The organism is Pandoraea apista (genome assembly GCF_001465595.2).
GTDB lineage: Bacteria > Pseudomonadota > Gammaproteobacteria > Burkholderiales > Burkholderiaceae > Pandoraea > Pandoraea apista.
Map to the genome: position 1 here is coordinate 4,936,335 of NZ_CP013481.2, position 25,681 is coordinate 4,962,015.

Annotated in this window: 26 protein-coding genes and 1 tRNA gene; 16 read left to right on the forward strand and 11 right to left on the reverse strand. The window is 63.0% G+C overall.

From position 1 onward, the window contains the following. Positions 1 to 36: 36 nt before the first annotated feature. The 7 genes from AT395_RS22270 to pth all read left to right on the forward strand — a co-directional run bounded on the left by AT395_RS22270 (position 37) and on the right by pth (position 6,405). A complete protein-coding gene (locus tag AT395_RS22270; RefSeq protein WP_053086346.1) occupies positions 37 to 1,995 on the forward strand; it encodes a tetratricopeptide repeat protein in 1,959 nt (652 codons plus the stop codon). An 8-nt stretch (positions 1,996 to 2,003) separates the two neighbouring features. After that, positions 2,004 to 2,639, forward strand: a complete 636-nt coding sequence (locus tag AT395_RS22275) for an outer membrane lipoprotein LolB (protein ID WP_082117998.1) — start codon at positions 2,004 to 2,006, stop codon at positions 2,637 to 2,639. 270 nt (positions 2,640 to 2,909) lie between these two features. After that, positions 2,910 to 3,779, forward strand: a complete 870-nt coding sequence (ispE, locus tag AT395_RS22280) for a 4-(cytidine 5'-diphospho)-2-C-methyl-D-erythritol kinase (protein WP_042114298.1) — start codon at positions 2,910 to 2,912, stop codon at positions 3,777 to 3,779. 54 nt (positions 3,780 to 3,833) lie between these two features. After that, positions 3,834 to 3,910 (forward strand) — tRNA-Gln (locus AT395_RS22285). Between the two features lie 49 nt (positions 3,911 to 3,959). Next, on the forward strand, positions 3,960 to 4,907 hold the full coding sequence (locus tag AT395_RS22290) for a ribose-phosphate pyrophosphokinase (RefSeq protein WP_039373727.1): 948 nt from the start codon (positions 3,960 to 3,962) through the stop codon (positions 4,905 to 4,907). Positions 4,908 to 5,062: 155 nt separating this feature from the next. After that, complete coding sequence (locus AT395_RS22295; protein ID WP_039373726.1) at positions 5,063 to 5,683, forward strand: 50S ribosomal protein L25/general stress protein Ctc; 621 nt, start codon at positions 5,063 to 5,065, stop codon at positions 5,681 to 5,683. A gap of 125 nt (positions 5,684 to 5,808) precedes the next feature. Beyond that, positions 5,809 to 6,405, forward strand: a complete 597-nt coding sequence (gene pth / locus AT395_RS22300) for an aminoacyl-tRNA hydrolase (RefSeq protein WP_048628607.1) — start codon at positions 5,809 to 5,811, stop codon at positions 6,403 to 6,405. 35 nt (positions 6,406 to 6,440) lie between these two features. On the opposite strand, the gene AT395_RS22305 is transcribed toward pth, so the two are convergent. From AT395_RS22305 to rsmD, 3 genes are all read right to left on the reverse strand, one after another. Further along, on the reverse strand, positions 6,441 to 6,698 hold the full coding sequence (locus AT395_RS22305) for a YfhL family 4Fe-4S dicluster ferredoxin (RefSeq protein ID WP_042114296.1): 258 nt from the start codon (positions 6,696 to 6,698) through the stop codon (positions 6,441 to 6,443). A gap of 64 nt (positions 6,699 to 6,762) precedes the next feature. Continuing rightward, positions 6,763 to 7,257, reverse strand: coding sequence for a pantetheine-phosphate adenylyltransferase (coaD, locus tag AT395_RS22310; protein ID WP_042114294.1), 495 nt, complete (start codon positions 7,255 to 7,257; stop codon positions 6,763 to 6,765). 55 nt (positions 7,258 to 7,312) lie between these two features. Next, positions 7,313 to 7,906, reverse strand: a complete 594-nt coding sequence (gene rsmD, locus AT395_RS22315) for a 16S rRNA (guanine(966)-N(2))-methyltransferase RsmD (RefSeq protein WP_042114292.1) — start codon at positions 7,904 to 7,906, stop codon at positions 7,313 to 7,315. Positions 7,907 to 8,180: 274 nt separating this feature from the next. Between rsmD and nodI the strand changes: the two genes are divergently transcribed. Both nodI and AT395_RS22325 read left to right on the forward strand, forming a co-directional pair. Beyond that, positions 8,181 to 9,098, forward strand: coding sequence for a nodulation factor ABC transporter ATP-binding protein NodI (gene nodI, locus AT395_RS22320; RefSeq protein ID WP_048628606.1), 918 nt, complete (start codon positions 8,181 to 8,183; stop codon positions 9,096 to 9,098). Further along, positions 9,091 to 9,975: an ABC transporter permease gene (locus AT395_RS22325; protein WP_082164739.1), complete on the forward strand. Its 885-nt coding sequence runs from the start codon at positions 9,091 to 9,093 to the stop codon at positions 9,973 to 9,975. Before nodI ends, AT395_RS22325 begins: the two co-directional genes overlap by 8 nt. Before the next feature lie 192 nt (positions 9,976 to 10,167). Here the strand turns inward: AT395_RS22325 and AT395_RS22330 are convergent, their stop codons facing one another. Both AT395_RS22330 and AT395_RS22335 read right to left on the reverse strand, forming a co-directional pair. Continuing rightward, entirely contained in the window at positions 10,168 to 11,607 is a 1,440-nt protein-coding gene (locus AT395_RS22330) for a M16 family metallopeptidase (RefSeq protein ID WP_042114288.1), read from the reverse strand. A 13-nt stretch (positions 11,608 to 11,620) separates the two neighbouring features. Then, a complete protein-coding gene (locus AT395_RS22335; RefSeq protein ID WP_053086345.1) occupies positions 11,621 to 13,039 on the reverse strand; it encodes a M16 family metallopeptidase in 1,419 nt (472 codons plus the stop codon). 171 nt (positions 13,040 to 13,210) lie between these two features. Here AT395_RS22335 and ftsY point away from each other — a divergent pair, with 171 nt between their 5' ends. Next, positions 13,211 to 14,638 carry a signal recognition particle-docking protein FtsY gene (gene ftsY / locus AT395_RS22340; RefSeq protein ID WP_072632901.1) on the forward strand — a complete coding sequence of 476 codons (1,428 nt, stop codon included), beginning with the start codon at positions 13,211 to 13,213 and terminating at the stop codon, positions 14,636 to 14,638. Positions 14,639 to 14,812: 174 nt separating this feature from the next. On the opposite strand, the gene AT395_RS22345 is transcribed toward ftsY, so the two are convergent. Continuing rightward, complete coding sequence (locus AT395_RS22345; RefSeq protein WP_042114285.1) at positions 14,813 to 15,439, reverse strand: LysE/ArgO family amino acid transporter; 627 nt, start codon at positions 15,437 to 15,439, stop codon at positions 14,813 to 14,815. Between the two features lie 4 nt (positions 15,440 to 15,443). Continuing rightward, a complete protein-coding gene (maiA, locus tag AT395_RS22350; RefSeq protein ID WP_048628605.1) occupies positions 15,444 to 16,091 on the reverse strand; it encodes a maleylacetoacetate isomerase in 648 nt (215 codons plus the stop codon). 117 nt (positions 16,092 to 16,208) lie between these two features. On the opposite strand from maiA, the gene ybiB reads away from it, so the two are divergent. Then, complete coding sequence (ybiB, locus tag AT395_RS22355; protein ID WP_231586176.1) at positions 16,209 to 17,207, forward strand: DNA-binding protein YbiB; 999 nt, start codon at positions 16,209 to 16,211, stop codon at positions 17,205 to 17,207. 244 nt (positions 17,208 to 17,451) lie between these two features. On the opposite strand, the gene AT395_RS22360 is transcribed toward ybiB, so the two are convergent. Further along, a complete protein-coding gene (locus AT395_RS22360) occupies positions 17,452 to 17,835 on the reverse strand; it encodes a nuclear transport factor 2 family protein (protein WP_039365500.1) in 384 nt (127 codons plus the stop codon). 222 nt (positions 17,836 to 18,057) lie between these two features. On the opposite strand from AT395_RS22360, the gene rpoH reads away from it, so the two are divergent. The 5 genes from rpoH to cydX all read left to right on the forward strand — a co-directional run bounded on the left by rpoH (position 18,058) and on the right by cydX (position 22,642). Continuing rightward, on the forward strand, positions 18,058 to 18,996 hold the full coding sequence (gene rpoH, locus AT395_RS22365; RefSeq protein ID WP_048628604.1) for an RNA polymerase sigma factor RpoH: 939 nt from the start codon (positions 18,058 to 18,060) through the stop codon (positions 18,994 to 18,996). Positions 18,997 to 19,437: 441 nt separating this feature from the next. Then, on the forward strand, positions 19,438 to 19,752 hold the full coding sequence (cydP, locus tag AT395_RS22370; protein WP_052765480.1) for a cytochrome oxidase putative small subunit CydP: 315 nt from the start codon (positions 19,438 to 19,440) through the stop codon (positions 19,750 to 19,752). After that, on the forward strand, positions 19,742 to 21,346 hold the full coding sequence (locus AT395_RS22375) for a cytochrome ubiquinol oxidase subunit I (RefSeq protein WP_042114282.1): 1,605 nt from the start codon (positions 19,742 to 19,744) through the stop codon (positions 21,344 to 21,346). Before cydP ends, AT395_RS22375 begins: the two co-directional genes overlap by 11 nt. Before the next feature lie 27 nt (positions 21,347 to 21,373). Continuing rightward, positions 21,374 to 22,510: a cytochrome d ubiquinol oxidase subunit II gene (cydB, locus tag AT395_RS22380; protein ID WP_048628769.1), complete on the forward strand. Its 1,137-nt coding sequence runs from the start codon at positions 21,374 to 21,376 to the stop codon at positions 22,508 to 22,510. Between the two features lie 15 nt (positions 22,511 to 22,525). Continuing rightward, positions 22,526 to 22,642: a cytochrome bd-I oxidase subunit CydX gene (gene cydX, locus AT395_RS22385; protein WP_042114280.1), complete on the forward strand. Its 117-nt coding sequence runs from the start codon at positions 22,526 to 22,528 to the stop codon at positions 22,640 to 22,642. A 142-nt stretch (positions 22,643 to 22,784) separates the two neighbouring features. Here cydX and AT395_RS22390 read toward each other — a convergent pair whose 3' ends face one another. The 3 genes from AT395_RS22390 to AT395_RS22400 all read right to left on the reverse strand — a co-directional run bounded on the left by AT395_RS22390 (position 22,785) and on the right by AT395_RS22400 (position 25,621). Further along, positions 22,785 to 23,387 (reverse strand): SCO family protein, encoded by a 603-nt coding sequence (locus AT395_RS22390; RefSeq protein WP_042117794.1) that lies wholly within the window; start codon positions 23,385 to 23,387, stop codon positions 22,785 to 22,787. Between the two features lie 122 nt (positions 23,388 to 23,509). Then, the gene (gene cyoE / locus AT395_RS22395; protein ID WP_042114279.1) at positions 23,510 to 24,415 is read right to left on the reverse strand and encodes a heme o synthase; all 906 of its coding nucleotides are present in this window, start codon (positions 24,413 to 24,415) and stop codon (positions 23,510 to 23,512) included. Between the two features lie 18 nt (positions 24,416 to 24,433). Further along, positions 24,434 to 25,621, reverse strand: coding sequence for a COX15/CtaA family protein (locus AT395_RS22400; RefSeq protein WP_048628603.1), 1,188 nt, complete (start codon positions 25,619 to 25,621; stop codon positions 24,434 to 24,436). Between the last annotated feature and the right edge of the window lie 60 nt (positions 25,622 to 25,681).

Below are 25,681 nucleotides of genomic sequence, written 5' to 3' on the forward strand. Positions count from 1 at the left end.
CGCGCTACAATCGCTCGAAACCTGCCGTGGATCCCTATGCCGAACACCCGATTCCAGTCCATTCCCGCCGCCGATAATACAGCGCTCACTGTAGCCCCCGTGGTTTTGCGCCTGCGCGGCGCGCTGGCACGAGGGGCGTGGGCCGGCGCAACGGCGCTCGGCGTAACCTGCGCCAGCGCGATCATGGCATTTCTGCCATCTTCGAATGTGTTCGCGCAGACCGGCCCGGCCGCACAGACGGCGCCTAAAGCGCCGGCGGCTCCTGCCAGCGCCCCGACGGCCACACCGGCCAAGGCTAGCGCACCGGGCGCGGCCAGCGACGCCGATGCGAATGCCGACAGCGAAGACGTGAAGCCCGATGCGAACATTCCTCGCGAAAAGCTGCCGAATGTCGCGCTTACCAGCGAGATCGTCTTCGAAGTAATGGCCGCCGAGCTGAGCCTCCAGCAAGGCAACCTTGCCCCGGCTTTCAACACGTACATCGCCCTGGCGAACCGGACGAAGGACCCGCGCATGGCGCGTCGCTCGGTCGAGATCGCACTGGGCGCCCGGCAGCTTGGCGACGCCCTGGTGGCCGCTCGTCTGTGGCATCAGCTCGATCCGTCCTGGCGTCCGGCGTCGCAGTTGCTCGCAAGCCTCGAAGTCGGCACAGGCCATCTGGCCGAAGCCGAGCCGCTGCTTGTCGAAGAACTGAACAAGGTGCCGGAAGCGCGTCGTGGTCAGGCCATTCTCGAACTTCAGCAAATGATTGCGCGCAGTCCGGAGCGCGCCACAGGCATCGAATCGCTCAAGCGCATGCTGGCGAACGACCTGCAACGGCCCGAGGCGCAACTGGCTCTGGCCCGATCGCAACTCGATGCCGGCGACACGGCCGGTGCGCGCACGTCGCTCGAAACCGCACTCAAGCTCAAGCCCGACTATGAGGCCGCCGCGCTTCTGTACGGTCAGATGGGCCCGGAAGAGCGTACCAATGCCATTGCCGGATTGAAGACGTTCCTCGATCGCAATCCGAACGCCAAGGAAGCGCGCTTCGCGTACGCCAAGCTGCTGCTCGCAGATAACCAGCTCGACGCAGCACAAAAGCAGTTCGAGACGCTGGAGAAGCGTTACCCGCACGAGCTTTCGACGCTCATGGCGCTGGCGTTGCTCAATCTGCACGCCAAGCATCCGGAACAAGCCGAACAGTATCTGCAAAAGTACGCAGCGGAAGCCGAGCAACAGAACACCGACGGCGCGCAAGCCTACGTCTATCTCGCGCAGATTGCGCAGGATCGCAAGGATTACCCGGCCGCCGACAAGTGGCTCTCGAAGATTCGCGAAGACAGCAACGCGTATCTGCCGGCACAGATCGGGCGCGCGCAATTGCTCGCCGATCAGGGCAAGGTCGAGGAAGGTCGCGCCCTGCTGCATGGCATCAAATCGAGCGACCCGCGCGAGCAACTCGCGCTCAAGCGCGCCGAGTCCGATCTGCTCGTCAAGGCAAAGCGATACGACGACGCTGAGAAGTTGCTCGCCGTCGAGGTCAAGAACAATCCCGACGATCCGGACCTGCTCTATCAGTACGGTATGGTCGCCGAACTGAACAAGCACTACGACGTGATGGAAAAGGCGATGCGTCGTGTCATGTCGACGCAGCCCGATAACGCGCAGGCTTACAACGCGCTGGGCTATTCGCTGACCGAGCGCAACACGCGTCTGCCCGAAGCGCTCAAGCTGTTGCAGAAGGCATCGTCGCTCGCGCCGGAAGATCCGTACATCATGGACAGTCTGGCCTGGGTGAAATATCGCCTCGGCGACAAACAGCAAGCCCTCGATTTGCTGCGTCGCGCGTATGGCATTCAGGCGCAAGCGGAAATCGGCGCGCATCTGGGCGAAGTGCTGTGGGAATCGGGCCAGCAGGAGGAGGCTCGCAAGACCTGGCGCGAAGCGCTGAAGCTCGATGGCGACGACGACACCCTGCGCTCGACGATGAAGCGTTACAACGTGGCACCGTAATGCGGAAGATGTCGACGCTTTCGTTTCGTGGCGCCTCGTTCTCGCTCGGGATATCTCGCCCGATTCGCGCCATGACGCTGGCGCTCGCCTGCGCGAGCGCTGTGCTGGCGACAGGTTGCGCGAGTCTCGCGCCGCCCGTGCCGGTCACTCCGCCCGACGGCACCAGCGTCGAACACTATCGCGGCCGCTTCGCCGTGCGTTACGAGCAAAACGGCGAACCACGTAATACGTACGGCAATTTCGATTGGCAGCAGAGCGGCGAGAACGCGACCGTTCAACTGCTCGACCCGCTTGGGCAGACACAGGCGATCGTGCGCGAAAATCCGCGCAGCGCGTCGCTCGAACTGCCAGGCAAGGCGCCGCTGACCGGTCCGCGTCTCGAAGATGTCATGCACGACGCGCTCGGCTTTGCGCTGCCGGTGGGGGGGCTGCGCTACTGGCTGCGCATGCAGAGTGCACCAGGTTCGCCGGCAAGCATCGAGCGCGATCCGCAAACGCAACGCCCGACCCATTTGAAACAGGATGGCTGGACGATCGACTACCAGGCCTATTTCGACGGCTCGCCATTGCGGGTCAAACGCCTCGATCTCTCACGCGAGCTTGACGGCTCCCCACTCGCTGTCCGGCTGGTGATCGACGAGTAAGTCGCGGGCCTATCGCCGCTTGCCCGCTCGCCCTCTCGCTTTCCACCCGTCGCTCCGATTTCGCCTGCGCAGTGTCGACGTCCTGACAAGCGCACGGGCGCCGGCATCGCGACGGTGCTATCCTTGGCGCCGCCTCGTTGGCCCGTGCCGGCACCCTGAGCGCCGCTATCGCTCGGACTGCATCGGGACATTTTTCTCATCCACGGACATCGTCGTCGCAACGTTGCGGCAACGGTCCCCGACAGCCTTCGTTTCGCATCGCCCATCGCCATGTACGAAATTCTGCGTGACTGCCCCGCTCCGGCCAAGCTGAACCTCTTCCTGCACATCGTGGGACGGCGTCCGAACGGCTATCACGAACTGCAAACCGTCTTCCAACTGATCGATTGGGCCGACACGCTGCATTTCGAACGCCGGGACGATGGCCGGATCGTGCACACGAACCCGTTGCCAGGCGTGCCGCCGGAGACGGATCTCACGGTGCGGGCCGCCCGGTTGCTACAGGAACATTGCGGCGTGCGCTTCGGCGTGGACATCGCCATCGAGAAACGGCTGCCGGCCGGCGGCGGCATCGGTGGCGGCAGCTCCGATGCCGCGACGACCCTGCTCGCGCTCAATCGCATGTGGCAACTCGATCTGCCTCGCGAGGCGCTCCAGACGCTCGCGTTGAAACTCGGGGCTGACGTGCCGTTTTTCGTCTTCGGCCGAAATGCCTTCGCAGAGGGACTCGGCGAGGAGTTGCACGCTGTCGATTTACCGCAGCGACACTTCCTCGTCGTGAACCCTCGCGTACACGTCGCGACAGACAAAATTTTTCGCGATCCCCTGTTGACAAGGGATACGAAGATCGTCACAATGGCGTTCTTTCTTGAGCACGCCAACAAAAACATGCTCGAAACGGACGAAATCTTCCGTAACGACATGCAGGCGGCAGTCACTCGAGAATACGCGGAAGTCGCTGCCGTGATTGACTGGTTCAGAACCTTCACCACGGCACGCATGACAGGTTCCGGCGCCAGTGTGTTTGCGGTATTCGACACGAAGGCAGATGCGGAAGCGGCGTGCAAGCGATTGCCAGAGCGCTGGATCGGTCAAGTGACCACCAGTCTGGCCGAACACCCGATGTTCGGATTCGCGTGAAAAAGTTTTACTTTGTTGCGTTTCCTACGACGCAACAAGGGCATCGGTTAGTGTAGGGGAGTCGCCAAGTTGGTTAAGGCACCGGATTTTGATTCCGGCATACGAGGGTTCGAGTCCTTCCTCCCCTGCCAATTTCTCTGTCGTGCAGTGTCAGCATCCAAACGTTCCGCAGGTAGCCAGATGAGTAGTGATAACCTAATGGTATTCACCGGGAACGCCAATCCCGCCCTGGCCCAAGCGGTCGTCGACACCCTTGGCATTCCGCTCGGCAAAGCCATGGCGAGCCGATTCTCCGACGGTGAAATTCAGGTCGAAATCCAGGAAAACGTGCGCGGCAAGGACGTCTTCGTCCTCCAGTCGACGTGCGCTCCGACCAACGACAATCTGATGGAACTGATGATCATGGTCGACGCGCTCAAACGCGCTTCTGCCGGCCGGATCACCGCTGCCATTCCGTATTTCGGCTATGCCCGTCAGGATCGCCGCCCCCGTTCGGCGCGCGTGGCGATCTCGGCAAAGGTCGTAGCCAACATGCTGCAAATCGCGGGCGTCGAGCGCATCATCACGATGGACCTGCACGCCGACCAGATTCAGGGTTTCTTCGATATCCCGGTCGACAACATTTACGCCTCGCCGCTGCTGTTGGCGGATGTGCGCGAACAGAACCACGAAAACCTGCTGGTGGTATCGCCTGACGTGGGCGGCGTGGTGCGTGCCCGTGCACTCGCGAAGCAACTGCATTGCGATCTGGCCATCATCGATAAGCGTCGTCCGAAGGCCAACGTGGCTGAAGTGATGAACATCATCGGTGAAGTCGAAGGCCGTACCTGCGTCATCATGGACGACATGGTCGACACCGCCGGTACGCTTTGCAAGGCTGCGCAAGTGCTGAAAGAGCGCGGCGCACAAAAGGTTTTCGCTTACTGCACGCACCCGGTGCTGTCCGGCGGTGCGGCGGCGCGCATCAACGCCTCGGAGCTGGACGAAGTGGTCGTGACAGATACGATTCCGCTGCGCGACGACTCGAAGGGCGGCAAGATTCGTCAGTTGAGCTGCGCCAATCTGCTCGCTGAAACATTCTCGCGTATTCGTCGCGGCGACTCGGTAATGTCGCTGTTCGCGGAATAAGCGTTCGGTAGAATTATGCGGCGGCGCCTGTGTGGCGCCGTTGTTATGTCGGCGGGGAGCATCTCCCCGCCTTTGTCGTTCCTGAAGCCTGTGTTTTTTAACCGGATCTTCAGGAAGAAATCGCTGCCTGGTCGCGGGCAGTACAAGGAGTTGTTATGAAAGTCGTCGCTTTTGAGCGTAATCTGCAAGGTACGGGTGCGAGCCGCCGCCTGCGCAATGCCGGTAAGACCGCGGGCATCGTGTACGGTGGTAATGTCGATCCGAAGTTGATCGAGCTCGATCACAACGCCCTGTGGCACGCCCTCCGCAAGGAAGCCTTCCACTCGTCGATTCTCGAGCTGGAAGTCGCCGGCAAGACCGAACAAGTGCTGCTGCGCGATGTGCAGTACCACCCGTTCAAGCAACTGGTTCTGCACGTGGATTTCCAACGTGTCGACCCGAACAAGTCGATCCACGTGAAGGTGCCCCTGCACTTCCTGGGTGCCGAGAACGCCCCGGCCGTGAAGCTGGCTTCGAACGTGATCAGCCACACCGTGAACGAACTCGACATCAACTGCCTGCCGGGCAAGCTGCCGGAATTCCTGGAAGTTGACCTGTCGAAGCTGGAAGCCGGTCAATCGGTGCACGCCAAGGACGTCAAGCTGCCCGCCGGCGTGACGCTGACGCTGCACGTCGAGCAAGAAAACCCGGTGGTGGCACAAGCCGTCCAACCGGCTGGTGTTGCTGCTGACGAAGCGGCTGCCCCGGCTGCCGAAGGCGAAACGCCGGCTGCCTAAGCCTCGTGCGTTAGCTTTCAGCGGCGACGCTGGACGCAAGACCCGCCGCGACATCATGTCCGGCGGGTTTTTTTATTGGCGGTGCGCGTGCCTGACGGCAGGCGCGCCAAGATCCTGATACCGAAATGATCAAGCTGATCGTAGGGCTCGGCAATCCGGGCGCCGAATATACAGCGACGCGTCACAATGCAGGCTTCTGGTTCGTCGACGCGCTGGCGCAGCAATGCGGCGCATCGCTCACCCACCAGAAGAACTTCCACGGTTTTTCCGCGCGTGCGCGCATCGCCGGTCAGGAAGTGTGGCTGCTCGAACCGCAGACCTTCATGAACCGCTCGGGACAGTCGGTGGTCGCACTCGCACGCTTCTATAAGATCCTGCCGGACGAGATTCTCGTTGTGCACGACGAACTGGATCTGCTGCCCGGCACCGTGAAGCTCAAGCGAGGCGGCGGCAGCGGCGGCCACAACGGCCTGAAGGACATTACCGCCCATCTGACGACGCCCGAATTCTGGCGCCTGCGTCTGGGCATCGGGCATCCGCGCACGCTGCAACCGGCGGGCAGTCAGCAGCAGGTGGTGGACTTCGTGCTCAAGCCGCCACGCAAGGAAGAGCAAGCGCAAATCGACGACGCGATGTCGCGCTCACTCGACATCGTCGATCTGGTCGTCAAAGGCGAGATGGAAAAGGCGATGATGCGTTTGCACGCCACGCCGGGGAAGTAAGCGAAGCGGTGGACGAACGAGCGGCCGCGCGCCGCTCAGGCAGTCTTGCCCGCTTGCAGGTGGGTGTACTTCTCGAGTAGTTGCTCGGGCGTCTCGACATGCTCGGGGTTAATCGGAATGCACTCCACCGGACACACCTGCACACACTGCGGTTCATCGAAGTGACCGACACACTCGGTGCACTTGTTCGGATCGATCTCGTAGATCTCGATCCCCATCGAAATGGCGTCGTTCGGGCACTCGGGCTCGCAAACGTCGCAATTGATGCATTCATCGGTAATCATCAAGGCCATACGGCACCTCCAGCCGTATCGCAACGCCGGTCAGCCATAAGGCCCCGACCGGCGCGCGCGATACTCATTCCTTCGCCGGCAACTCGCCAACTTTCGTCACGAGCCATTTTTCGACGGAAGGAAACACGAACTTGCTGACGTCGCCGCCCAATTGCGCAATCTCGCGCACGATCGTGCCCGAGATGAACTGGTATTGGTCGGACGGTGTCATGAACATCGTTTCCACATCGGGCAACAGATAGCGATTCATCCCTGCCATCTGAAACTCGTACTCGAAGTCCGAGACGGCACGCAGACCGCGCACGATCACGCGGGCCTGGTGCTTGCGCACGAAGTCCTTGAGCAGCCCGGAAAACCCTTCCACGCTGACGTTCGGATAGTGACCCAGCACTTCACGCGCAATGTCGATGCGCTCGTCGAGCGTGAAGAACGGCTTCTTGTTTCGGCTATCCGCCACGCCGACAACGAGCTTGTCGAAGATGCCCGCCGCGCGGCGGACCAGATCTTCGTGTCCTCGGGTAAGCGGGTCGAACGTCCCCGGATAGATCGCCACTACCATGCCAACGTCTCCTCGCGGCTGGGGACCGATGCTACGTGCTTATTCATTGTGGTCTCTAGGTTTTCGGAATCGATTCAAGCAAATGATAATGCACCGCCCCGGCTTTCGCCCGGCGCAGGCATGCAAGATCTAGCGCAGCAAGTGCATCGTCCTCCAGCGGGACGTCGGATTCGGCGTAAATCACCCCGTTCGGCGCCAACAGACGGGCCGCAGGCGCCAACAGGTCACTGAGCCAGCCGCTCGCAAACGGGGGATCGAGAAAGACGACGTCGAAAGCCCCGGGCGCAAGTGTGGTTATCAGGCGCCTGGCATCGGCTTGCACGATCTCGATCTGGCTGGCGCCAAGCTTCGCCTGATTGGCACGGAGCTGCCGTACGGCCGGCGCAGCGTGCTCGATCATCAGCACCCGTGCCGCACCGCGCGACGCCGCCTCGAACCCCAGCGCACCGCTTCCGGCGAATGCGTCGAGACATTGCATGCCGCTCAGATCCTGGCCGAGCCAGTTGAACAGCGTTTCGCGCACGCGATCGGGCGTGGGCCGCAGACCGTCGCCCGGCGGCACTGGCAGCGGCGTACGTTTCCACTGACCACCAATGATCCGCACCTGCTGGGGCGCGCCGCGCGCCACGTTACCCGCACCGGACTTCATACGGTCCTCCGCGGCACAGCCTTGCCGAATGCCCCGTCACTGGGGCAAAAATGAGTTCGCGCGCACCGCTGCGCACGCAGGGAATCCAAAATCATGACAAATCACGCTACATTGTTGAGGCGAAACATACCACATCGCCCGCCGTACTCGTCTCATAAGGGCACGCAATCCGTAAGGCAATGCACGCGCCCCAGCCGGGCTTTGTCCGACAATGCGCAAATGCCGCACGGCGTAGACGCCCGCACCCGCTCAACAGGAAACCGCCCGACTCGCCATGACCGATGCCGCCATCGAGGTAACCGAGCTATGCAAGGCCTACGACGGCCGCCCGGTCGTTGATCGCCTCTCGCTGCGCGTGGCGCCGGGCGAGTGCTTCGGCCTGCTTGGGCCGAACGGCGCGGGCAAGACGACTACCCTGCGCATGCTGCTGGGTCTGGTCACGCCCGACGCCGGTGACATCCGCCTCGGCGGCATGCCCGTACCGCGACTGGCGCCCGAAGCGCGACGCCGCGTCGGTGTCGTGCCGCAGTTCGACAATCTGGATCCCGACTTCACGGTACGCGAAAACCTCGCCGTCTTCGGCCGCTATTTCGGACTCTCCTCCGCCGAACTCCGCGAGCGAGTACCTGCCCTGCTCGCGTTCGCACGTCTCGAATCGAAGGCGAACGCGCGCGTGAGCCAACTCTCGGGCGGCATGAAACGACGCCTCACCCTCGCCCGGGCGCTCGTCAACAATCCCGATCTGTTGATCCTCGACGAGCCGACCACCGGCCTCGATCCGCAAGCCCGGCATTTGATCTGGGAACGCCTCAAATCGCTGATGAACGAGGGCAAGACGATTCTGCTCACGACACACTTCATGGAAGAGGCCGAGCGCTTGTGCCATCGCCTGTGCGTGATCGACAACGGCCGCAAGATTGCCGAGGGCACACCGCCCGAACTCGTGGCCCGTGAGATCGGCTGCGATGTCGTCGAGGTATTCGGCGACGTGCCTCAGGGACTGCTCGCCCGGCTCACCCCACTCTCCGAGCGCCTCGAAACCAGCGGCGAGACCCACTTCTGCTACGTGCGCGACGCCGTCCCGGTCGTGAGCGCCCTGCAAGACCAGCCCGGGGTGCGCTATCTGCATCGGCGTGCGAATCTGGAAGACGTCTTCCTCAAACTCACGGGACGGGAGATGCGCGATGACTGAGCACGAGAGACACGATTCCGGCAGTCACTCCCTCACGGAGAGCGCCGCAGCCGCGAGCGCGAGCACCTCGCGTATCGGCACACCGCACGGACACCCTCCCGACGCCCCCCGCTATCTGCCGGGCCTGACACCGTGGACAGGCGTCTGGCGGCGCAACTTCCTCGTGTGGCGCAAACTCGCGATCGCGTCGATGTTCGGTAATCTGGCCGACCCGATGATCTATCTTTTCGGACTGGGCTTCGGCCTCGGCATGATGGTCGGTGAAGTCGACGGCACCTCGTACATTGCGTTTCTCGCGGCGGGCACGGTCGGGTCAAGCGTGATGTTCTCCGCAAGCTTCGAGTCGATGTACTCGGGCTTCTCGCGCATGCACGTGCAGCGCACATGGGAAGCGCTGATGCACACGCCGCTCACACTGGGCGACGTAGTCCTCGGCGAAGTGGTGTGGGCGGCCAGCAAGGCGGTGCTCTCGGGCCTCGCCATTCTGGGAGTGGCCAGCGTGCTCGGTTACGCGCGCATCGAGAGCCTTCCCGTGGTGCTGCCCGCGGTCCTGCTCGCGGGACTGGCGTTCGCGAGTCTGGCCATGGTGATGACAGCGCTCGCACCGAGCTACGACTTCTTCATGTTCTACCAAACGCTCGTCATGACGCCGATGCTGCTGCTCTCTGGCGTGTTCTTTCCGTTGTCGCAACTGCCGGCGGCAGCGCGTCATGTGACGGAGTGGTTACCGCTGGCCCACGCCGTGGCGCTGATCCGTCCGGCCATGCTCGGACGCACCATCGACATGCCCTGGCTGCATGCAGGGGCACTGGCCGTCTACGGCATCGTGGGATTCACCGTCGCCCTGGTGCTGTTGCGCAGACGGATTCTCCGGTAGCCATTCGATGGCGACTGCGGTAGCAAGCGTTGCGTCCTCGGTACGCTAATCGTGCCAAAAGAAAAACGGCACCGGGAATCGCTCCGGTGCCGTTTTTCGTTCGCCGCGCGCGTCGGTAACGTGTGTTGGTAACGTGTGTCGCAAGGGGCTGCGACACAGCCACTCATGTCGACTGACGTAGACTGACGCCGGCTACTTTGCCTTCGTGGCCGCTTCCGGTTTGCCGCTCGGCGCAGCCGCCCCGGCGCTAGCCGCACCGAAGACATTGCTCGGGCCAACGACGACCGTGACAAGCCGCTCCGGCTGTACATGACGCACAAAGGCATCGCGCACCTGCGCAGCCGTTACGGCTTCGACTTTGCGGGTCCATGTGTCGAGGTAGTCCAGCGGCAGATTGTAGAAGCCGATGGCGGCAACGTTAGCCAGCAACTTGCGATTGCTGTCGAGACGCAGCGGGAAGCCATTGGTCAGGTTGTCCTTCGCGGCCTGCATCTCCGCATCGGTCGGCCCGTCCTGCACGAACCTGGCGAGCGTTTCACGCACGACCTTGAGCGCCTCGGGGGCTTGCTCGCGACGTGTCTGCAAGCTGATCTCGAACGGCCCTTCCTGCAACTGCGGGACGAAACCACTCGACACACCGTACGTCAGCCCGCGCTTCTCGCGCACTTCCGCCGTCAGACGCGACACAAACCCCCCGCCGCCCAGTACGTAGTTCCCCACGAGCAATGGGAAGTAGTCGGGATCGCTCCGGGCAACCGATGCCTGCCCGGTCACGATATGCGCCTGTTCGGCCGGGTGCGGCAGATCGATCTGCACGGCACTTCGCAGCGCCGCCACCGGCGGCATTGCCGGCGGTGTCACACCTGCCGGCATGGCATCGGTCAGCGTGGCGACAAGCTTCTCCGCCTGCGCACGATCGATGTCGCCCACGATCGTGACGACCGCGCGCTTCGGGCTATACATGTCTCGGTAGAAACGTATCAGATCGTCACGCTTCACCGCCTTGACGCTGGCCACCGTCGGGCTCACGCCGTAGGGATGGCTGCCGTAAATCGCGCTGCGAAACGCCTTCTCGGCAATCGCCTCGGGCTTCGTATCGGCCTCGGCAATGGCTGCGGCCAAACGCGCCGCTTCACGTTTGAGCACCGCGTCGGGGAACGTGGGATGTTGCAGGAACTGCGCCAGGGTGCTGACGGCGGCGTCACGCTCGGTCGCCGAGGACAGCGTACGCATGGTGACGGTCGCGGCGTCGCGTCCTGCGCTCGTCGACTCCATGGCCCCGACGTCGGCAAAGCGGTCGGCAATCTGCGCTTCGCTCAACGCCGGACGGCCGCCCGCGGCCGACGCTCCGGCATCGAGCAAACCGGCCGTGAATAGCGCCAGTCCGGACTTGCCCGGCGGATCGTAGCGGCTGCCTGCATCGAAATCGATGTTCACGTCGATCATCGGAATCGAACGGCTCTCCACCAGCAGGACCTTGGCGCCCGACGGCGAAATCCAACTCTGGATCGGCAGCGCCGCCCGGGCGCTCAGCGGCACGACCGCGACAAGGGCGCCTGCGACAACGCTTGCCAGCAAGCCCGTACGCGCAGGCATGGAAATCGCACGTAACAGTGCGGAAATTTTCATCATCGTGTGGCCTCTCTCAGCGCATGTTCTTCAGGTCTTCCGACCCTTGGGCGCGGCGCTTGCGTGTCGCTTCGTCGATCGGCTGCGGCACCAGCGTTGCCACGGTCAGAGACTCGTCGCCGAAGTACTTGCCAGCCACCGCCTGCACCTGCGCAGGCGTCACCGCCTTCACCTTTTCAAGCATGCGATCGATCTTCCGCCACGAAATGCCCGACATTTCGTTCAGCCCGATTTCCATCGCCTGACCGAACACCGAGTCGCGCTTGTAGATCTGCGAAGCCACCACCTGCGCCTTCACACGCCCCAGCTCGGCCTCCGTCACGCCGTGCGCGGCAATGTCGGCCACCTGCGCACGCAACGCTTTCTCGATCTGCTCGGGTGTCTTGCCCTGTGCGGGCGTGCCATCGAGAATGAAGAACTGCGGACCCCGGCCCACGCCGTCGTATCCGGCACCGACATCGTTGGCGATGCGCTGCTCGCGAACCAGACGACTCGTCAGACGCGCATTGCCGTAACCGTCGAGTACGGCGGCGAGCACTTGCAGCGCATACACGTCGTCATCCTTCTCGATGTCGGCCAGACGCGGCGCGCGCCACGCAAGCATCACATGCGGATTCTCGGCGGGTGCCTTCACGAATATCCGGCGCACACCCAGTTGTGCCGGCTCGGTCTGCGGACGGCGCTCCGGCAACGCACGCTGCTTGAGCGGGCCGTAGTACTTCTCGGCAAGTTGCTTGACCTGCGCCGGGTCCACATCGCCGCTCACGACCACCACGGCGTTGTTCGGTGCGTACCAACGCTCGTACCAGTCGCGCGTATCCTGCACGGTCATGTGCTGCAGGTCGTCCATCCAGCCGACGATCGGGCGGCGATACGGATTGGCGATAAGCGCCGTGGCCATCAACTGCTCGTAGAGCAATGCGCGCGGCTGGTCGTCCGTGCGAAGACGGCGCTCTTCCATGACCACCTGAATCTCTTTGGCAAACTCGTCGGCCGTAAGCGACAGGTTGGCCATGCGATCGGCTTCGAGACGCATCATCTCAGGCAAACGCGACTTCTCCGTCTGCTCGAAATAGCCCGTGTAGTCCTTGCTGGTGAACGCATTCTCGCGACCGCCAAGGGCTGCGACCTGACGCGAAAACTGTCCCGGCCCGACCGTTCTGGTGCCCTTGAACATCATGTGTTCGAGCGCGTGGGCCACCCCCGTCGTGCCATTGAACTCGTCGAGCGAGCCGGCGCGGTACCAGACCACGTGGGCGACCGTCGGCGCCCGATGATCTTCGCGCACGATCAGCCTCAGGCCGTTCGATAGCGTGAATTCCGAAGTGTTGTCCGTAGTTTTGCTGCCCGTAGTGTCCGCAGCGTGGCTCAGGCTCATCACACCGGCCAAGGTCAGTCCGACCAAGGCATGTCGCCAGCGCATGGTTCCCGTCATGGATCCCCTTTCGCCCGTGATGGACGTCGATACGCGTCTGATAAAATACGTCGCATTTCCCGCGTCGGAAATAACGACTCGCCCATTGTAGGGCGTTTTGTGCGGCGCGAATGGCAAGACAAATCACAGACGCGCACCGACTGCGCGCGCCCACGTCGAGTTCTTCACCCCATGTTCAGCTTCTTCAAGCGCTTCAAGTCGGGCGGTAACAAGGCCGCCGAGACGAGCCCCGAATCGCCAGAATCCGTCGAATCGGCAGCATTGCCGGAAACGCCAGAATCGTCGGTCACGCCGGTGGAAAGCACGGCCCCGAAGGCCGAGGCCGCGCAGGCCCAGCCCGCCACGGTTGCGCCAACGGCTCCGACACCGCCGGCCGCCACAGCCGCTACCGCACCCGCAGCCCCCACGGCTCCCGCCGCGCCGGCGGTCGTTGCACAGCCTGCCTCCGCCGCACCAGTGGAGGCCCCGCGTGCGCCCGCCAACCCGGTTGAAAATACAGCACATTCCGAGCCGGCTCCGGCACATGTCCCAAAACTCGACGCGCAGGCACCGCTCGCGGCCCCCGACGTTCCGCAAGTCGCGCCCGAGCCGGTAGCACCTGCCGAACCAGCGCCCCCGGCCCCGGCACCTGTCGTTGTAAAGGATTCGCACGGCGAAGCCATCGGCGAGATCGTCGCTGCGCCCGCACCGGCACCCGCCGCGAAACGGTCGTGGCTCACACGTCTGAAGGCCGGACTGTCGAAGACGAGCGCAGGCCTCACCGGCATTTTCGTCGGCGTGAAGGTCGACGAAAACCTGTTCGAAGAACTCGAAGACGCGTTGCTGATGAGCGATGCCGGCGTCGAAGCCACCAGGTTCCTCATCGAGGCGCTGCGCAAGAAGGTCAAGTCCGAACGGCTGACCGAAGGCGAGCAGGTCAAGCGCGCACTTCACGATCTGTTGATCGATTTGCTCCGGCCGCTTGAGCAAAGCCTCGTGCTCGGTCGCGACGCGCCGATGGTCGTGATGATCGCAGGCGTGAACGGTGCCGGAAAGACGACAAGCATTGGCAAGCTCGCCAAACACTTCCAGCACTACAACCAGTCCGTGCTGCTCGCCGCAGGTGACACTTTCCGTGCGGCTGCCCGCGAGCAACTGACGATCTGGGGCGAGCGCAACAACGTCGCCGTTGTCTCGCAAGAGAGCGGAGACCCTGCCGCTGTCGTATTCGACGCCGTGAATGCCGCGCGCGCCCGCAAGATCGACATCGTGATGGCAGACACGGCCGGCCGGTTGCCGACACAGTTGCATCTGATGGAGGAGTTGAAGAAGATCAAGCGCGTGCTGGCCAAGGCCGCCGACGGCGCGCCGCACGAAGTGCTGCTCGTGATCGACGCCAATACGGGGCAAAACGCCCTCACACAGGTCAAGGCATTCGACGACGCGCTGCAACTCACCGGCCTCATCGTCACGAAGCTCGACGGCACGGCCAAAGGCGGCATTCTCGCCGCGATCGCGCGGCAACGTCCGGTACCGGTGTACTTCATCGGCGTGGGGGAAAAGGTCGAAGACCTGCAACCATTCTCGGCCCGCGAGTTCGCAGACGCCCTGCTGGGATAAACGCCTCCGGCAACACGCGTCGCCACACACGCGAAAAGACAAACGGCCCGCCATTTCCGCTTGGCGGGCCGTTTGTCTTTATTTTTCGCGCGATGGAGGCGAGCGGCGGATTCGGGCAACGCAAGCGGATGGTCACTCAACCTTCCCGCCGGACGCCTGCCGTCGAACGAAGCGCTACAACTGCTGGGCGACGAGCCCTGCGCAGAGCCCCCACATCATCGTGCCGACTACGCCGTCGAGGATCTGCCATGCCCGTGCGCGCGCGAACAGCGGCGCAAGCAATCGGGCACCGTAGCCAAGCACGGTGAACCACAGCACTGACGCGGTCATCGCGCCTGCTGCGAACCAGACATTGCCCGGCGGCGTTTCTCGCGCCCCAATACCGCCGAGCAGAATCACCGTGTCGAGATAGACGTGGGGATTGAGCAGCGAGAGCATCAGCACCAGGACGAACGCGCGTTGCCAGGTCATGTCCTGCGTGGCGGCGCGGCTGCCGTCGGCCTGCAACGCGCCAGCGCCGCGAAACGCCGCACGCCAGGCGCGCAGGCCATACCAGAACAGGAACGCCGCACCACCCCACGTAACCGCCGTAAGAAAGCGCGGATACGCGGCGATGAGGCCGCCCATTCCGGCAACGCCTGCCGCGATCAGCACCATGTCGCAAATGGCGCACACGGCCACGACCACGCCCACGTGACGCTTCAGAATGCCCTGCCGTAGCACAAACGCGTTCTGCGCACCGATCGCCATGATGAGGCTGGCGCCAAGCGCCATGCCCCGCCAGAAAGCCGGGTCGAGCATGACCTTACTCAGCGTCGGGTTGCGCTTCGGGCGCGGCGCGACGGAAAGCGTCGAGCGTCTGGCAGTGAGTGTTGATGGCGGCAATACGCGGGAACGGCGTCATGTCCACCTTGAAACGGTTTGCGTTGTAGACCTGAGGCACGAGACAGCAATCGGCCAGTGTGGGTGTGTCGCCGAAGACGAACTTGCCCGGCGAGCGTTGCGCCGCCAGTCGCGCTTCCAGCGCCTTGAACCCCTCAACGATCCAGTGAACGTACCAGGCGTCCTTCTGCGCGTCGCTCACGCCCAGATCGTGCTTGAGATAACGCAGCACGCGCAGGTTGTCGATCGGGTGGATGTCGGCGGCAATATCCAGCGCGAGCGCTCGCACCTGAGCACGGGCCACCGGATCGGACGGCAGAAGCGCGGGCGTCGGATGCACGTCTTCCAGATACTCAATGATGGCGAGCGACTGGTGAATGTTTGCGTTGCCGTCGATGAACGTCGGCACCAACCCGTTGACGTTGAGCGCGCGGTACGCCGGCTTGAGCTGTTCGCCGCCGTCACGCACCAGATGCACGGGCACTGTGTCGTAATCGAGCCCCTTCAGATTCAGGGCGATCCGCACACGATACGCGGCGGAACTGCGGAAATAGCTGTACAGCGTGGACATGGCAGACCTCGAAAGCGGAATGTGGAAAGACGCGCAGGGTGTGAAATCGCTCGAATCACTCGCGTCTGAACACGAGATGGTACTTCAAGCGCTGGCTCCAGGGACACCCGATTGCGTATGATGAACGGGTACGAATTCCTGCCGCCAAGTGTCATGACCTCTGCCGCCCCCTTTGCCTGCGCGCCGCTGCTCAAAACCATCGCCCGAGGGGCGAAAGGCGCTCGGCCGCTCAGCGCCGACGAGACCCGCACGTTGTTCGACGCCATTCTCGCCGACCGTGTGGCGCCGGCGGAACTCGGCGGGGTACTGATCGCCTATCGCATCAAGGGCGAAACGCCCGTCGAGCTGCGCGCGATGCTCGACGCCGCGCACGCGACGTTCACGCCCCTCACCGCGCCGACCGACGCGCCGCCGCCCGTCCTGCTGCCCAGCTACAACGGCGCACGCAAGCAACCGAATCTCACGCCGCTGCTGGCGTTGCTGCTCGCGCGCGACGGCATTCCGGTGCTCGTGCACGGCCAGCATCACAGCGGAGCGAATCGGGTCGGCACGCAGGCGATCTTCGCGGAATTGGGCCATGCCGCCTGTCGCTCGGCCGCCGAGGCCGAAGCCGCGTTGCAGGCGCGCCGCGTCGCCTATCTGCCGATTGCCGCCCTCTCGCCCGCGCTGGAGCGGTTGCTGGAGATGCGGGCCGTGCTAGGCGTTCGCAACTCCGGCCATACGGTGGTGAAGTTGTTGCAGCCGTTTGCGGGCCCGGCGCTGCGTCTCGTGAATTACACGCATCCCGAATACCGGGAAACGCTCAGTGAAATGTTCGCCGACGCCGCCAACAGTCCGGCGCCCGGCGTGCTGCTCGCCCGTGGCACAGAAGGCGAGCCGGTCGCCGATGCCCGCCGTCAGGCCGCCATCGACGGCTTCTGTGACGGGGCATACCGGCTGTGGCAATCGGCGGAGGAAGGCGCCACGAGCGCGCCGCCGGCGCTGCCTGCGGCCGATGCAGCAGTCACTGCCCGATGGATTGAAGCGGTGCTGGCGGGTGATGTCGACGTGCCCGCGCCGATTGCCCGGCAGATCGAAGTGATTCGTCAGGCACTGGGGCTGGAGATCTCGCGCTGAATGCCCCGGGCTTGGTCATCGGCGATTCACGCGATATTCGATCGATATCCGGACGTGACAAAACCAGATTTGCTCGAATTTGACGCCAAACTGCACGAAACCAGCAAATTAAATAATTTTCGGAACATTTTGTACCGAAATCAATCAAATATTTTGTTCGGAGAGGACGCCCGGCGAGTACCGGGCGAGTACCGGGCGAGATAGCGCCTAGAACGGTTGGAGCGGCCAGCCTACGCTGCCCGCTTCATTCGGCCGATGCCATGCGGGTCGCTTGCCAGGAGATGAGGTGCCATTCGTCGGCTTCCAGTACATGGACTGCCGTATAGGCCATTTGCGACTCGAGCGAGCCGGTTGCGGTTTCCAGTTCGATTTTGAGCTTGCCGGTTACGACCACGGTGTCGCCAAACTGGCGCAGCTCCTGCGCCCGGATATCGATGTCCAGATATCGACGGCGGCCCGAGGTCAGGGCGTCGAGAAATTCGCGCTTGGTTTCGCGTTTGCCGTTCGAATGAACGTAGTGAAGGCCGTCTGCCAGGAGAGCGTCGAGTTGTTCGACGTCGCCCTCGACCATTGCGTCGAAGCGCGCCGATTCACGCTCGCGCACTACGTCAATATGCTTTCCCGCCATGTTGCCCTCCCGTCTTCGCCGACCCCAAACGCTCGCGACTTGGGTTGCAATTTACACCATCCACGCGACGTTTGCGCCAGTGACTTCTCCGGTTTTACGGGGGGTGCTGGAAAACCCCGAGGCGCCGGAAACTTCCCGCCCTGTAAGGGTTCTAACGTCTTTAGCACTCATCGAAAGAGAGTGCTAAAATGCTTTCCCAGAGGCTAACCAGGAGTCCACCACTTGAGTACTGCCGCCACTTTGCATCCGACGACGCCGGCCACCGGCACGGCGCCGAATTCTCGTGCCCTTGCTCTCGCCCCGTCGGCATTGATGCTGCCGGGCAGTCTGGGCAATATCGACAGCTATATTCAGGCTGTCCATCGCATTCCGATGCTCACCGCCGAGGAAGAGCAGTCGCTCGCCAAGCGCCTGCGTGAAAACGACGACCTCGAAGCTGCCCGTCAGCTCGTGCTCTCGCACCTGCGACTGGTGGTCTCGATCGCGCGTAACTACCTCGGCTATGGTCTGCCGCACGCCGACCTGATTCAGGAAGGCAACATCGGCCTGATGAAGGCCGTGAAGCGCTTCGATCCGACCCAGGGTGTACGACTCGTATCGTATGCCATGCATTGGATCAAGGCCGAGATTCACGAATACGTGCTGCGCAACTGGCGCACGGTCAAGGTCGCCACGACCAAGGCCCAGCGCAAGCTGTTCTTCAACCTGCGCAGCCAGAAGCAAGGCCTGCAGGCGTTCACGCCGGAAGAGATCGATCAGGTCGCACGCGATCTGAACGTGAAGCGCGAAGATGTCATCGAGATGGAAACGCGCATGTCGGGCGGCGATATCGCCCTTGAGGGTCACAGCGACGACGGCGACAGCGCAAGCTTCGCTCCCATCGCGTACCTCGCCGACTCGCACCAGGAGCCGACCGCCGTGATTGCCGCGCGCGAGCGCGACCATCTGCAAAGCGACGGTCTGCAAACGGCGCTCGCCCGCCTCGACTCGCGCAGCCGCCGCATTATCGAAGCGCGCTGGTTGTCGGTCGCCGACGATGGCAGCGGCGGCGCCACGCTGCACGAACTGGCAGACGAATTCGGCGTGTCCGCCGAGCGCATCCGTCAGATCGAAGTCGCCGCCATGAAGAAGATGAAAGGCGCGCTGCAAGCTTTCGCGTAATGTTTTGATCGGACGGGCGGCGGCAACGCGACAAATTGCCACACGCCCCGCCGGATCACCGCCGGCCGTTCACCGCCGACACCGAAGCCCCGTGAGACTCACGGGGCTTTTTTATTGGACTTCGAAAGTTCACCGGTCATCTGCATCGGACTTGATGCATCGCAAGGTCGCCCGGACGGCCGGTCGATAGAATCGACTCGTACGTGGCCATGCTACGTGCGAAGGACGGCCCGGGGGCCGTTCGCCGCGTCGGAACCTTGTCTCGAACTCGCTTCTCGCCGGCCACCTCTCGCGGTGGCGGATTCGTATCGAACCAGTGTCGTCCGCGTGTCATCCGCCCCCGTGCTCCGCGGTTTGACATTTTCAAGCGATAAGGCAAAATGCGCCGAAAGTCGACGCTGTTTCCAACGACACGACTTTCGACGCCAGGAGCCGTCACGGATGGACACCCACTCTCCTAGCAGTCTGAAGCCTCCCGCGCCGACCGCGCCCGTTGCGGCGTCGCGCTCTGCCGCTATCGTCGCCTGGCTGATCAGGCGCTGGCGCACCCGCCCTTCCCGTTTCATGGTTGAAATCCTGATCGTCCTTGCGATCAAGGTAGTACTCCTGTTCATATTGAAGCACGCGTTCTTCGACGCCCCGATGGCCAAACACATGCAGTTGCCGCCGGACGTCGTGGCTCGCGCCCTCATCGGGCCGCAAGCCGTCGAAGCGCAGTCCCCTACCCCAAGTCAAGGTGTCCGCCATGATCAGTAGCGAAGTCGTTGACCTCTCGCGCCTGCAGTTCGCCATAACGGCGCTGTATCACTTTCTGTTCGTCCCGCTCACGCTCGGCCTGTCCTGGCTGCTTGTCATCATGGAGTCGGTCTACGTGATGACCGGCAAGCAGATCTACAAGGACATGACCCAGTTCTGGGGCAAGCTCTTCCTGATCAACTTCGCGATGGGCGTGACCACCGGTCTCACGCTCGAATTCCAGTTCGGCACAAACTGGGCTTACTACTCGCACTACGTCGGCGACATCTTCGGCGTGCCACTCGCCATCGAAGGTCTGATGGCGTTCTTCCTGGAAGCCACGTTCGTGGGTTTGTTCTTCTTCGGATGGAACAAGCTCTCGCGCATTGGCCACCTCGCGACCACGTTTGCCGTGGCGCTGGGCTCGAACCTCTCGGCGTTGTGGATTCTCGTCGCCAACGGCTGGATGAACAATCCGGTCGGTGCGCACTTCAACTACGAAACCATGCGCATGGAGTTGAACAGCATCTGGGACGTGATCTTCAACCCGGTGGCGCAGGTGAAGTTCGTGCATACACTCTCGGCCGGTTATGTGACCGCCGCGATGTTCGTGCTCGGCATCTCCGCGTGGTATCTGCTCAAGCGCCGCGACGTGCCGTTCGCACTGCGCTCGTTCGCGGTGGCAGCCGGCTTCGGGCTGGCCTCCACACTCTCGGTCATCGTGCTGGGTGACGAATCGGGCTACACCACCGGCGAAGTGCAGAAGGTCAAGCTCGCCGCCATCGAAGCGGAATGGGAGACGGCCAAGCCGCCCGCATCGTTCACGCTGTTCGGCTTCCCGAACCAGAAGGAAGAGCGCACCGACTACGCCGTGAAGATTCCCTGGGCGATGGGCCTGATTGCCACGCGCTCGGTCGACACACCGGTCATTGGTCTCTCGCAGTTGCGCGACGAGCATAAGGAGAACATTCAGCGCGGCATGATTGCCTTCGCAGCACTCGAGAAGCTGCGTGGCGGCGACAAGTCGCCGGCCGTGCGCGCCGAGTTCGACAAGTACAAGGACGACCTCGGCTACGGCTTGCTGCTCAAGAAATACACGCCAAACGTGGTCGATGCCACGCCGGAACAGATCCATATGGCGGCCAACGACACGATCCCGCCGGTGGCGCCTGTGTTCTGGTCGTTCCGCATCATGGTCGGCCTGGGCTTCCTGTTCCTCTTCACATTCCTGTGGGCCTTCTGGCTGTGCGCGCGCCGCCGTCTGCTCAAGCCGCGTTCGGCCTGGTTCCTGCGCTGGACCGTATGGGCCATTCCGCTGCCGTGGCTGGCCGCCGAATTCGGCTGGATTGTTGCCGAAGTGGGCCGTCAGCCGTGGACCATTGCGGGCATTCTGCCGACGCACCTCTCAACGTCGTCGCTCTCGGCAGGCGACCTCTATCTGAGCCTCGCGGGCTTCATCATTTTCTATACCGCGCTGCTCGTCATTGAAATGTTCCTGATGGTGAAGTACGTCAAGCTCGGCCCGTCGTCGCTGCACACCGGCCGCTACCACTTCGAGACAGAAGCGACGAACGGTGCGGCCATCGCCAGCGACCGTCCGGTAGCTTCGGTCTGATCGTCAGGGAGACACGACATCATGATGATCGATTACACCGTACTCAAGCTGATCTGGTGGGTGCTCGTCGGCGTGCTGCTGATCGGCTTCGCCTTCTTCGACGGCTTCGACATGGGCACCGCCACGCTGCTGCCCTTCCTCGGCAAAACCGACGCGGAACGCCGCGTCATCATCAACACCGTGGCGCCCACGTGGGAAGGCAATCAGGTGTGGTTCGTGACGGCAGGCGGGGCCATGTTCGCCGCGTGGCCGCTCGTCTACGCCGCAGCGTTCTCCGGTTTGTACTGGGCGTTGCTGCTGGTGCTCTTCGCGCTGTTCTTGCGTCCGGTCGGCTTCGACTATCGCAACAAGCTGCCCAGCGCACGCTGGCGCAATTCGTGGGACTGGGCGCTGTTCGTCGGTAGCGTGGTGCCGTCGCTCGTGTTCGGTGTGGCCTTCGGCAACCTGCTGCTGGGCCTGCCGTTCTCGTTCGACAACACCATGCGCTCGACGTACACCGGCTCGTTCTGGGCGTTGCTCAACCCGTTCGCGCTGCTGTGCGGTCTGGTGAGTGTGCTGATGCTGGTCACGCACGGCGCGGCGCACCTGCGCATGAAAGCCGATCCGATCGTGGCCGAGCGCGCCGGACGGATCATGCGCCTCACCGCGCTGGGCACGCTGGTGCTGTTCCTCGTGGCAGGTGTGCTCGTCGCCACGCATATCGACGGTTTCGCCATCACGCAAATGGGCCCGACCGACTCGCCGGCCAACCCGTTGCTGAAGGAAGTCACGACCGGCCCCGGCCTGTGGCTCACGAACTATCACACGTATCCGTGGATGATTGCAGCGCCCGTGGTGGCCGGCCTGTGCGCCTTGCTCGCGGCCATGCTCGCGACCAGCCGGGCTTATGCGTGGACGTTCGTCGTGACTGGCCTGATGATGGCCGGGATCATCCTCACCGCCGGCTTCTCGATGTTCCCGTTCGTCATGCCCTCGGGCACTGCGCCGGGCAGCAGCCTCACGGTGTGGGACGCCACCTCGAGCCAGCTCACGCTGCAAATCATGTTGATCGCCGTGATCGTCTTCCTGCCGATCGTTCTGCTCTACACCGGCTGGGTGTATCGCGTCATTCGTGGCCGCGTCACCATTGAGACGGTCAACGACAACCCGCACACGATGTACTGATCAAGGAGTCGCGACATGTGGTACTTCTCTTGGATTCTCGGCCTCGGCCTCGCGCTCGCGTTCGGCATCATCAACGTGATGTGGTTCGAGGCGCATGACGACCTCGAACGCCGCAGTCAGGAAGGTAGCTGAGCCTGGCTGGCACAAGGTGGAAACAAAAATCGCGCCCCTCGGGGCGCGATTTTTTTGTCCTGGCGCTTTGACACTTTAACGCTTGACGCGCTGTCATCCGATCCAGTGAATGCGGGCCAAACGGCTCGATGCGGTGGCGGCCTCAGCCCAGCAACGTCTTGAGATCCTTGGCCATCGCATCGACCGGCTCGTCCGGACGCATGAACAAACGCAACTGGCCGTTCGGATCGAAGACGTAGATCCCGGCGGTGTGATCGATGGTGTAGTTATTTGGCGTCGAGCCTTCCACCTTGTTGACCACCACGCGGAACGACTTGGTCACTGCCTTGAGCGCGGCGTCGTCTGCCGGGCGCAGGCCGACGAATGCCGGGTTGAACGCAGGCACGTACTGGCTCATCAGCTCCGGCGTATCGCGCTGCGGATCCACCGTCACGAACAACACCTGCACGCGCTGCGCGTCGGTGCCGAGCTTCTGCATCACCTGGTTGAGTTCTGCCATCGTCGTCGGGCAAACGTCAGGACAATGCGTGTAACCGAAGAACATCACCACGGCTTTGCCCTTGTAATCGGCGAGCGTGCGCGTCTTGCCCTGAGGGTCCTGCAACGAGAAGTCCTGTGCGAACTCCTTGTTCCCGGTGATATCCAGACTCTGGAACGTAGGACCTTCCTTGCCGCACGCAGCGAGCAACACGGTGAGCCCCATCAACAGCATGGCGCGACGCAACCAGATGACAGCAAGATTCATGAACGAATGACCCCAGAACGTATGGAAAAACGCCTTCCAAAAATGCAACAGGCGCGCCGGTGAAGAATACCGTATCGCGCCTGTCTTCGTGACTCACACCACAGCGGCCGAACCGCCCGGCCTCAGCCGAGCAGGAAGATCTGAACGTAGTGATCGATCAGCAATGCCGCAAACAGCAGCGACAGGTAGACGATCGAGTAGCGGAACATCGAGCGCGAGAGCGCATCGGAATAGTTGCGCCACAGCTTGATCGCATACCCAAGGAAGATGCCCGAGAGCACCACTGCCGAGACGAGGTACAGGTAGCCGCTCATACGATGCGCAAACGGCAGCAATGACACCGCGAACAGCACCACGCTGTAGAGCAGGATCTGCAGGCGCGTGTACTTCTCGCCGTGCGTAATCGGCAGCATCGGCAAGCCCGAATTCACGTAATCCTGACGGCGATAAAGCGCGAGCGCCCAAAAGTGCGGAGGCGTCCAGACGAAGATGATGAGCACCAGAATCCACGCATCGGCCGGCACGGCGCCGGTCGCTGCGGCCCAGCCGAGGGCCGGCGGCATGGCGCCCGACGCACCGCCGATCACAATGTTCTGCGGCGTGGAGGGCTTGAGAATGATGGTGTAGATCAGCGCGTAGCCGACGAACGTGGCGAGCGTGAGCCACATCGTGAGCGCGTTGGTGAACGTGTAGAGCACCACCATGCCGGCGGCGCCAAGGATCGTCGAGAAGACGATGATCTGCCACGGAGCGATCTCGCCGCGTGCCGACGGGCGCCACGCCGTGCGGCGCATGAGGGCGTCGACACGTTGTTCGATCAGACAGTTGACGGCGAAGGCGGACCCGGCGAGCAGCCAGATACCGATGGTGCCACCGATCAGCACCTGCCACGGCACCATACCGCGCGTGGACAGGAACATGCCGATGACGGCGCAGAAGACGGCGAGCTGCGTCACACGGGGCTTGGTCAACGCCCAGTATTGTGCGATACGGCTAGACGGCGGATGGGGAAGGGTCGTGCTTTTCATACACTCAGAGGCAATGCGCTATGCCGAGCCAGTCGGGGCGCCAGCGAGTGGTGCGGTAGCCGGCTCCGCTGACGGGAGGGGCTTCTGGCGGGCCGGAAGGTCTGCCTGATCTGTCAGGCCGGCCGCAATGGGCGTCACCGTTCTGGCGGCGCGAATGCGGTAGTTTAACATAACGAGCAACAGCAGCAGGACGGCCGCCCCGCCGTTATGAGCGATGGCGTTGAGCAGCGGCCATTGGAAAACGATGTTCGACAATCCCGTCGCGAACTGCACGAACACCAGCATCAATACCAGAATAGACGGTTTTCTGAGCGCGGCATGACGTCGCAGCCGGCTCGCCAACCACGCCAGATACGCCACCACCACCACCGCAAACGTCCGGTGCACCCAGTGGATCGCCACGAGCGCATCCATCGGGATCACCTCGCCGCCCGCGGTCTTGCCTAGCTCGCGCCAGAGCCTGAAGCCGTTGTGGAAGTCCATCGGCGGCACCCACTGTCCCTGACAGGTCGGGAAATCGGTACACGCCAACACGGCGTAGTTGGTACTCACCCAGCCACCGAGCGCAATCTGAAACACCAGCAACGCCAGCCCGATCAGCGCCGCCCAACGCCAGCGCAACGCGCCCGGGTCGGCCGCCACGCTCGTCGTCGGCATTTGACGCGACGCCAGCCATGTCAGCGAACCCAGCAAAGTGAGCGCCAACATCAGATGCGTAGTCACGATCACCGGCTGGAGCTTCATCGTGACGGTCCACGCACCGAACGCTCCCTGAACACACACGAGAACGAACAGCCACGTGGCCAGCCAGGGCGACTGCTTCAGTTCGCGCCGCTTCACCCAGGCCATCACCATCAACACGATGATGAGCACGCCCACCGACATGGCGAAGTACCGATGGATCATCTCGATCCACGCTTTGACGAACGTTACCGGACCGGTCGGCAGCATGGACTGCGCGGCGTGAATGTCGGCGTGCGCGGCAAACGGCGACGACGTGCCATAGCAGCCCGGCCAGTCGGGACACCCGAGCCCCGAATCCGTGAGCCGCGTAAAGCCGCCGAACATGATCAGGTCGAGCGTAAGAAAGGTCGTCACCCAGGCCAGTTTGCGGTACTTGTTCGCATCTCGGCGCAACAGCACCCAGCCGAGCGGCAGCACCGCAATGCACAGGCCGATGAAGCCCAGTTCCAGAAGGTAAAGCATCGGTTTTACGTCAGTTCTTCGTCATGTCCCGTGCGCCATCGCGCCCGGTCTCGTCCATCG

Excerpts from the sequence above, each read along its gene's own strand:
- AT395_RS22270 (WP_053086346.1), top strand. The coding sequence starts at position 37 with ATGCCGAACACCCGATTCCAGTCCATTCCCGCCGCCGATAATACAGCG.
- AT395_RS22275 (WP_082117998.1), top strand. The coding sequence starts at position 2,004 with ATGTCGACGCTTTCGTTTCGTGGCGCCTCGTTCTCGCTCGGGATATCT.
- ispE (WP_042114298.1), top strand. The coding sequence starts at position 2,910 with ATGTACGAAATTCTGCGTGACTGCCCCGCTCCGGCCAAGCTGAACCTC.
- AT395_RS22290 (WP_039373727.1), top strand. The coding sequence starts at position 3,960 with ATGAGTAGTGATAACCTAATGGTATTCACCGGGAACGCCAATCCCGCC.
- AT395_RS22295 (WP_039373726.1), top strand. The coding sequence starts at position 5,063 with ATGAAAGTCGTCGCTTTTGAGCGTAATCTGCAAGGTACGGGTGCGAGC.
- pth (WP_048628607.1), top strand. The coding sequence starts at position 5,809 with ATGATCAAGCTGATCGTAGGGCTCGGCAATCCGGGCGCCGAATATACA.
- AT395_RS22305 (WP_042114296.1), bottom strand. The coding sequence starts at position 6,698 with ATGGCCTTGATGATTACCGATGAATGCATCAATTGCGACGTTTGCGAG.
- coaD (WP_042114294.1), bottom strand. The coding sequence starts at position 7,257 with ATGGTAGTGGCGATCTATCCGGGGACGTTCGACCCGCTTACCCGAGGA.
- rsmD (WP_042114292.1), bottom strand. The coding sequence starts at position 7,906 with ATGAAGTCCGGTGCGGGTAACGTGGCGCGCGGCGCGCCCCAGCAGGTG.
- nodI (WP_048628606.1), top strand. The coding sequence starts at position 8,181 with ATGACCGATGCCGCCATCGAGGTAACCGAGCTATGCAAGGCCTACGAC.
- AT395_RS22325 (WP_082164739.1), top strand. The coding sequence starts at position 9,091 with ATGACTGAGCACGAGAGACACGATTCCGGCAGTCACTCCCTCACGGAG.
- AT395_RS22330 (WP_042114288.1), bottom strand. The coding sequence starts at position 11,607 with ATGATGAAAATTTCCGCACTGTTACGTGCGATTTCCATGCCTGCGCGT.
- AT395_RS22335 (WP_053086345.1), bottom strand. The coding sequence starts at position 13,039 with ATGACGGGAACCATGCGCTGGCGACATGCCTTGGTCGGACTGACCTTG.
- ftsY (WP_072632901.1), top strand. The coding sequence starts at position 13,211 with ATGTTCAGCTTCTTCAAGCGCTTCAAGTCGGGCGGTAACAAGGCCGCC.
- AT395_RS22345 (WP_042114285.1), bottom strand. The coding sequence starts at position 15,439 with ATGCTCGACCCGGCTTTCTGGCGGGGCATGGCGCTTGGCGCCAGCCTC.
- maiA (WP_048628605.1), bottom strand. The coding sequence starts at position 16,091 with ATGTCCACGCTGTACAGCTATTTCCGCAGTTCCGCCGCGTATCGTGTG.
- ybiB (WP_231586176.1), top strand. The coding sequence starts at position 16,209 with ATGATGAACGGGTACGAATTCCTGCCGCCAAGTGTCATGACCTCTGCC.
- AT395_RS22360 (WP_039365500.1), bottom strand. The coding sequence starts at position 17,835 with ATGGCGGGAAAGCATATTGACGTAGTGCGCGAGCGTGAATCGGCGCGC.
- cydP (WP_052765480.1), top strand. The coding sequence starts at position 19,438 with ATGGACACCCACTCTCCTAGCAGTCTGAAGCCTCCCGCGCCGACCGCG.
- AT395_RS22375 (WP_042114282.1), top strand. The coding sequence starts at position 19,742 with ATGATCAGTAGCGAAGTCGTTGACCTCTCGCGCCTGCAGTTCGCCATA.
- cydX (WP_042114280.1), top strand. The coding sequence starts at position 22,526 with ATGTGGTACTTCTCTTGGATTCTCGGCCTCGGCCTCGCGCTCGCGTTC.
- AT395_RS22390 (WP_042117794.1), bottom strand. The coding sequence starts at position 23,387 with ATGAATCTTGCTGTCATCTGGTTGCGTCGCGCCATGCTGTTGATGGGG.
- cyoE (WP_042114279.1), bottom strand. The coding sequence starts at position 24,415 with ATGAAAAGCACGACCCTTCCCCATCCGCCGTCTAGCCGTATCGCACAA.
- AT395_RS22400 (WP_048628603.1), bottom strand. The coding sequence starts at position 25,621 with ATGCTTTACCTTCTGGAACTGGGCTTCATCGGCCTGTGCATTGCGGTG.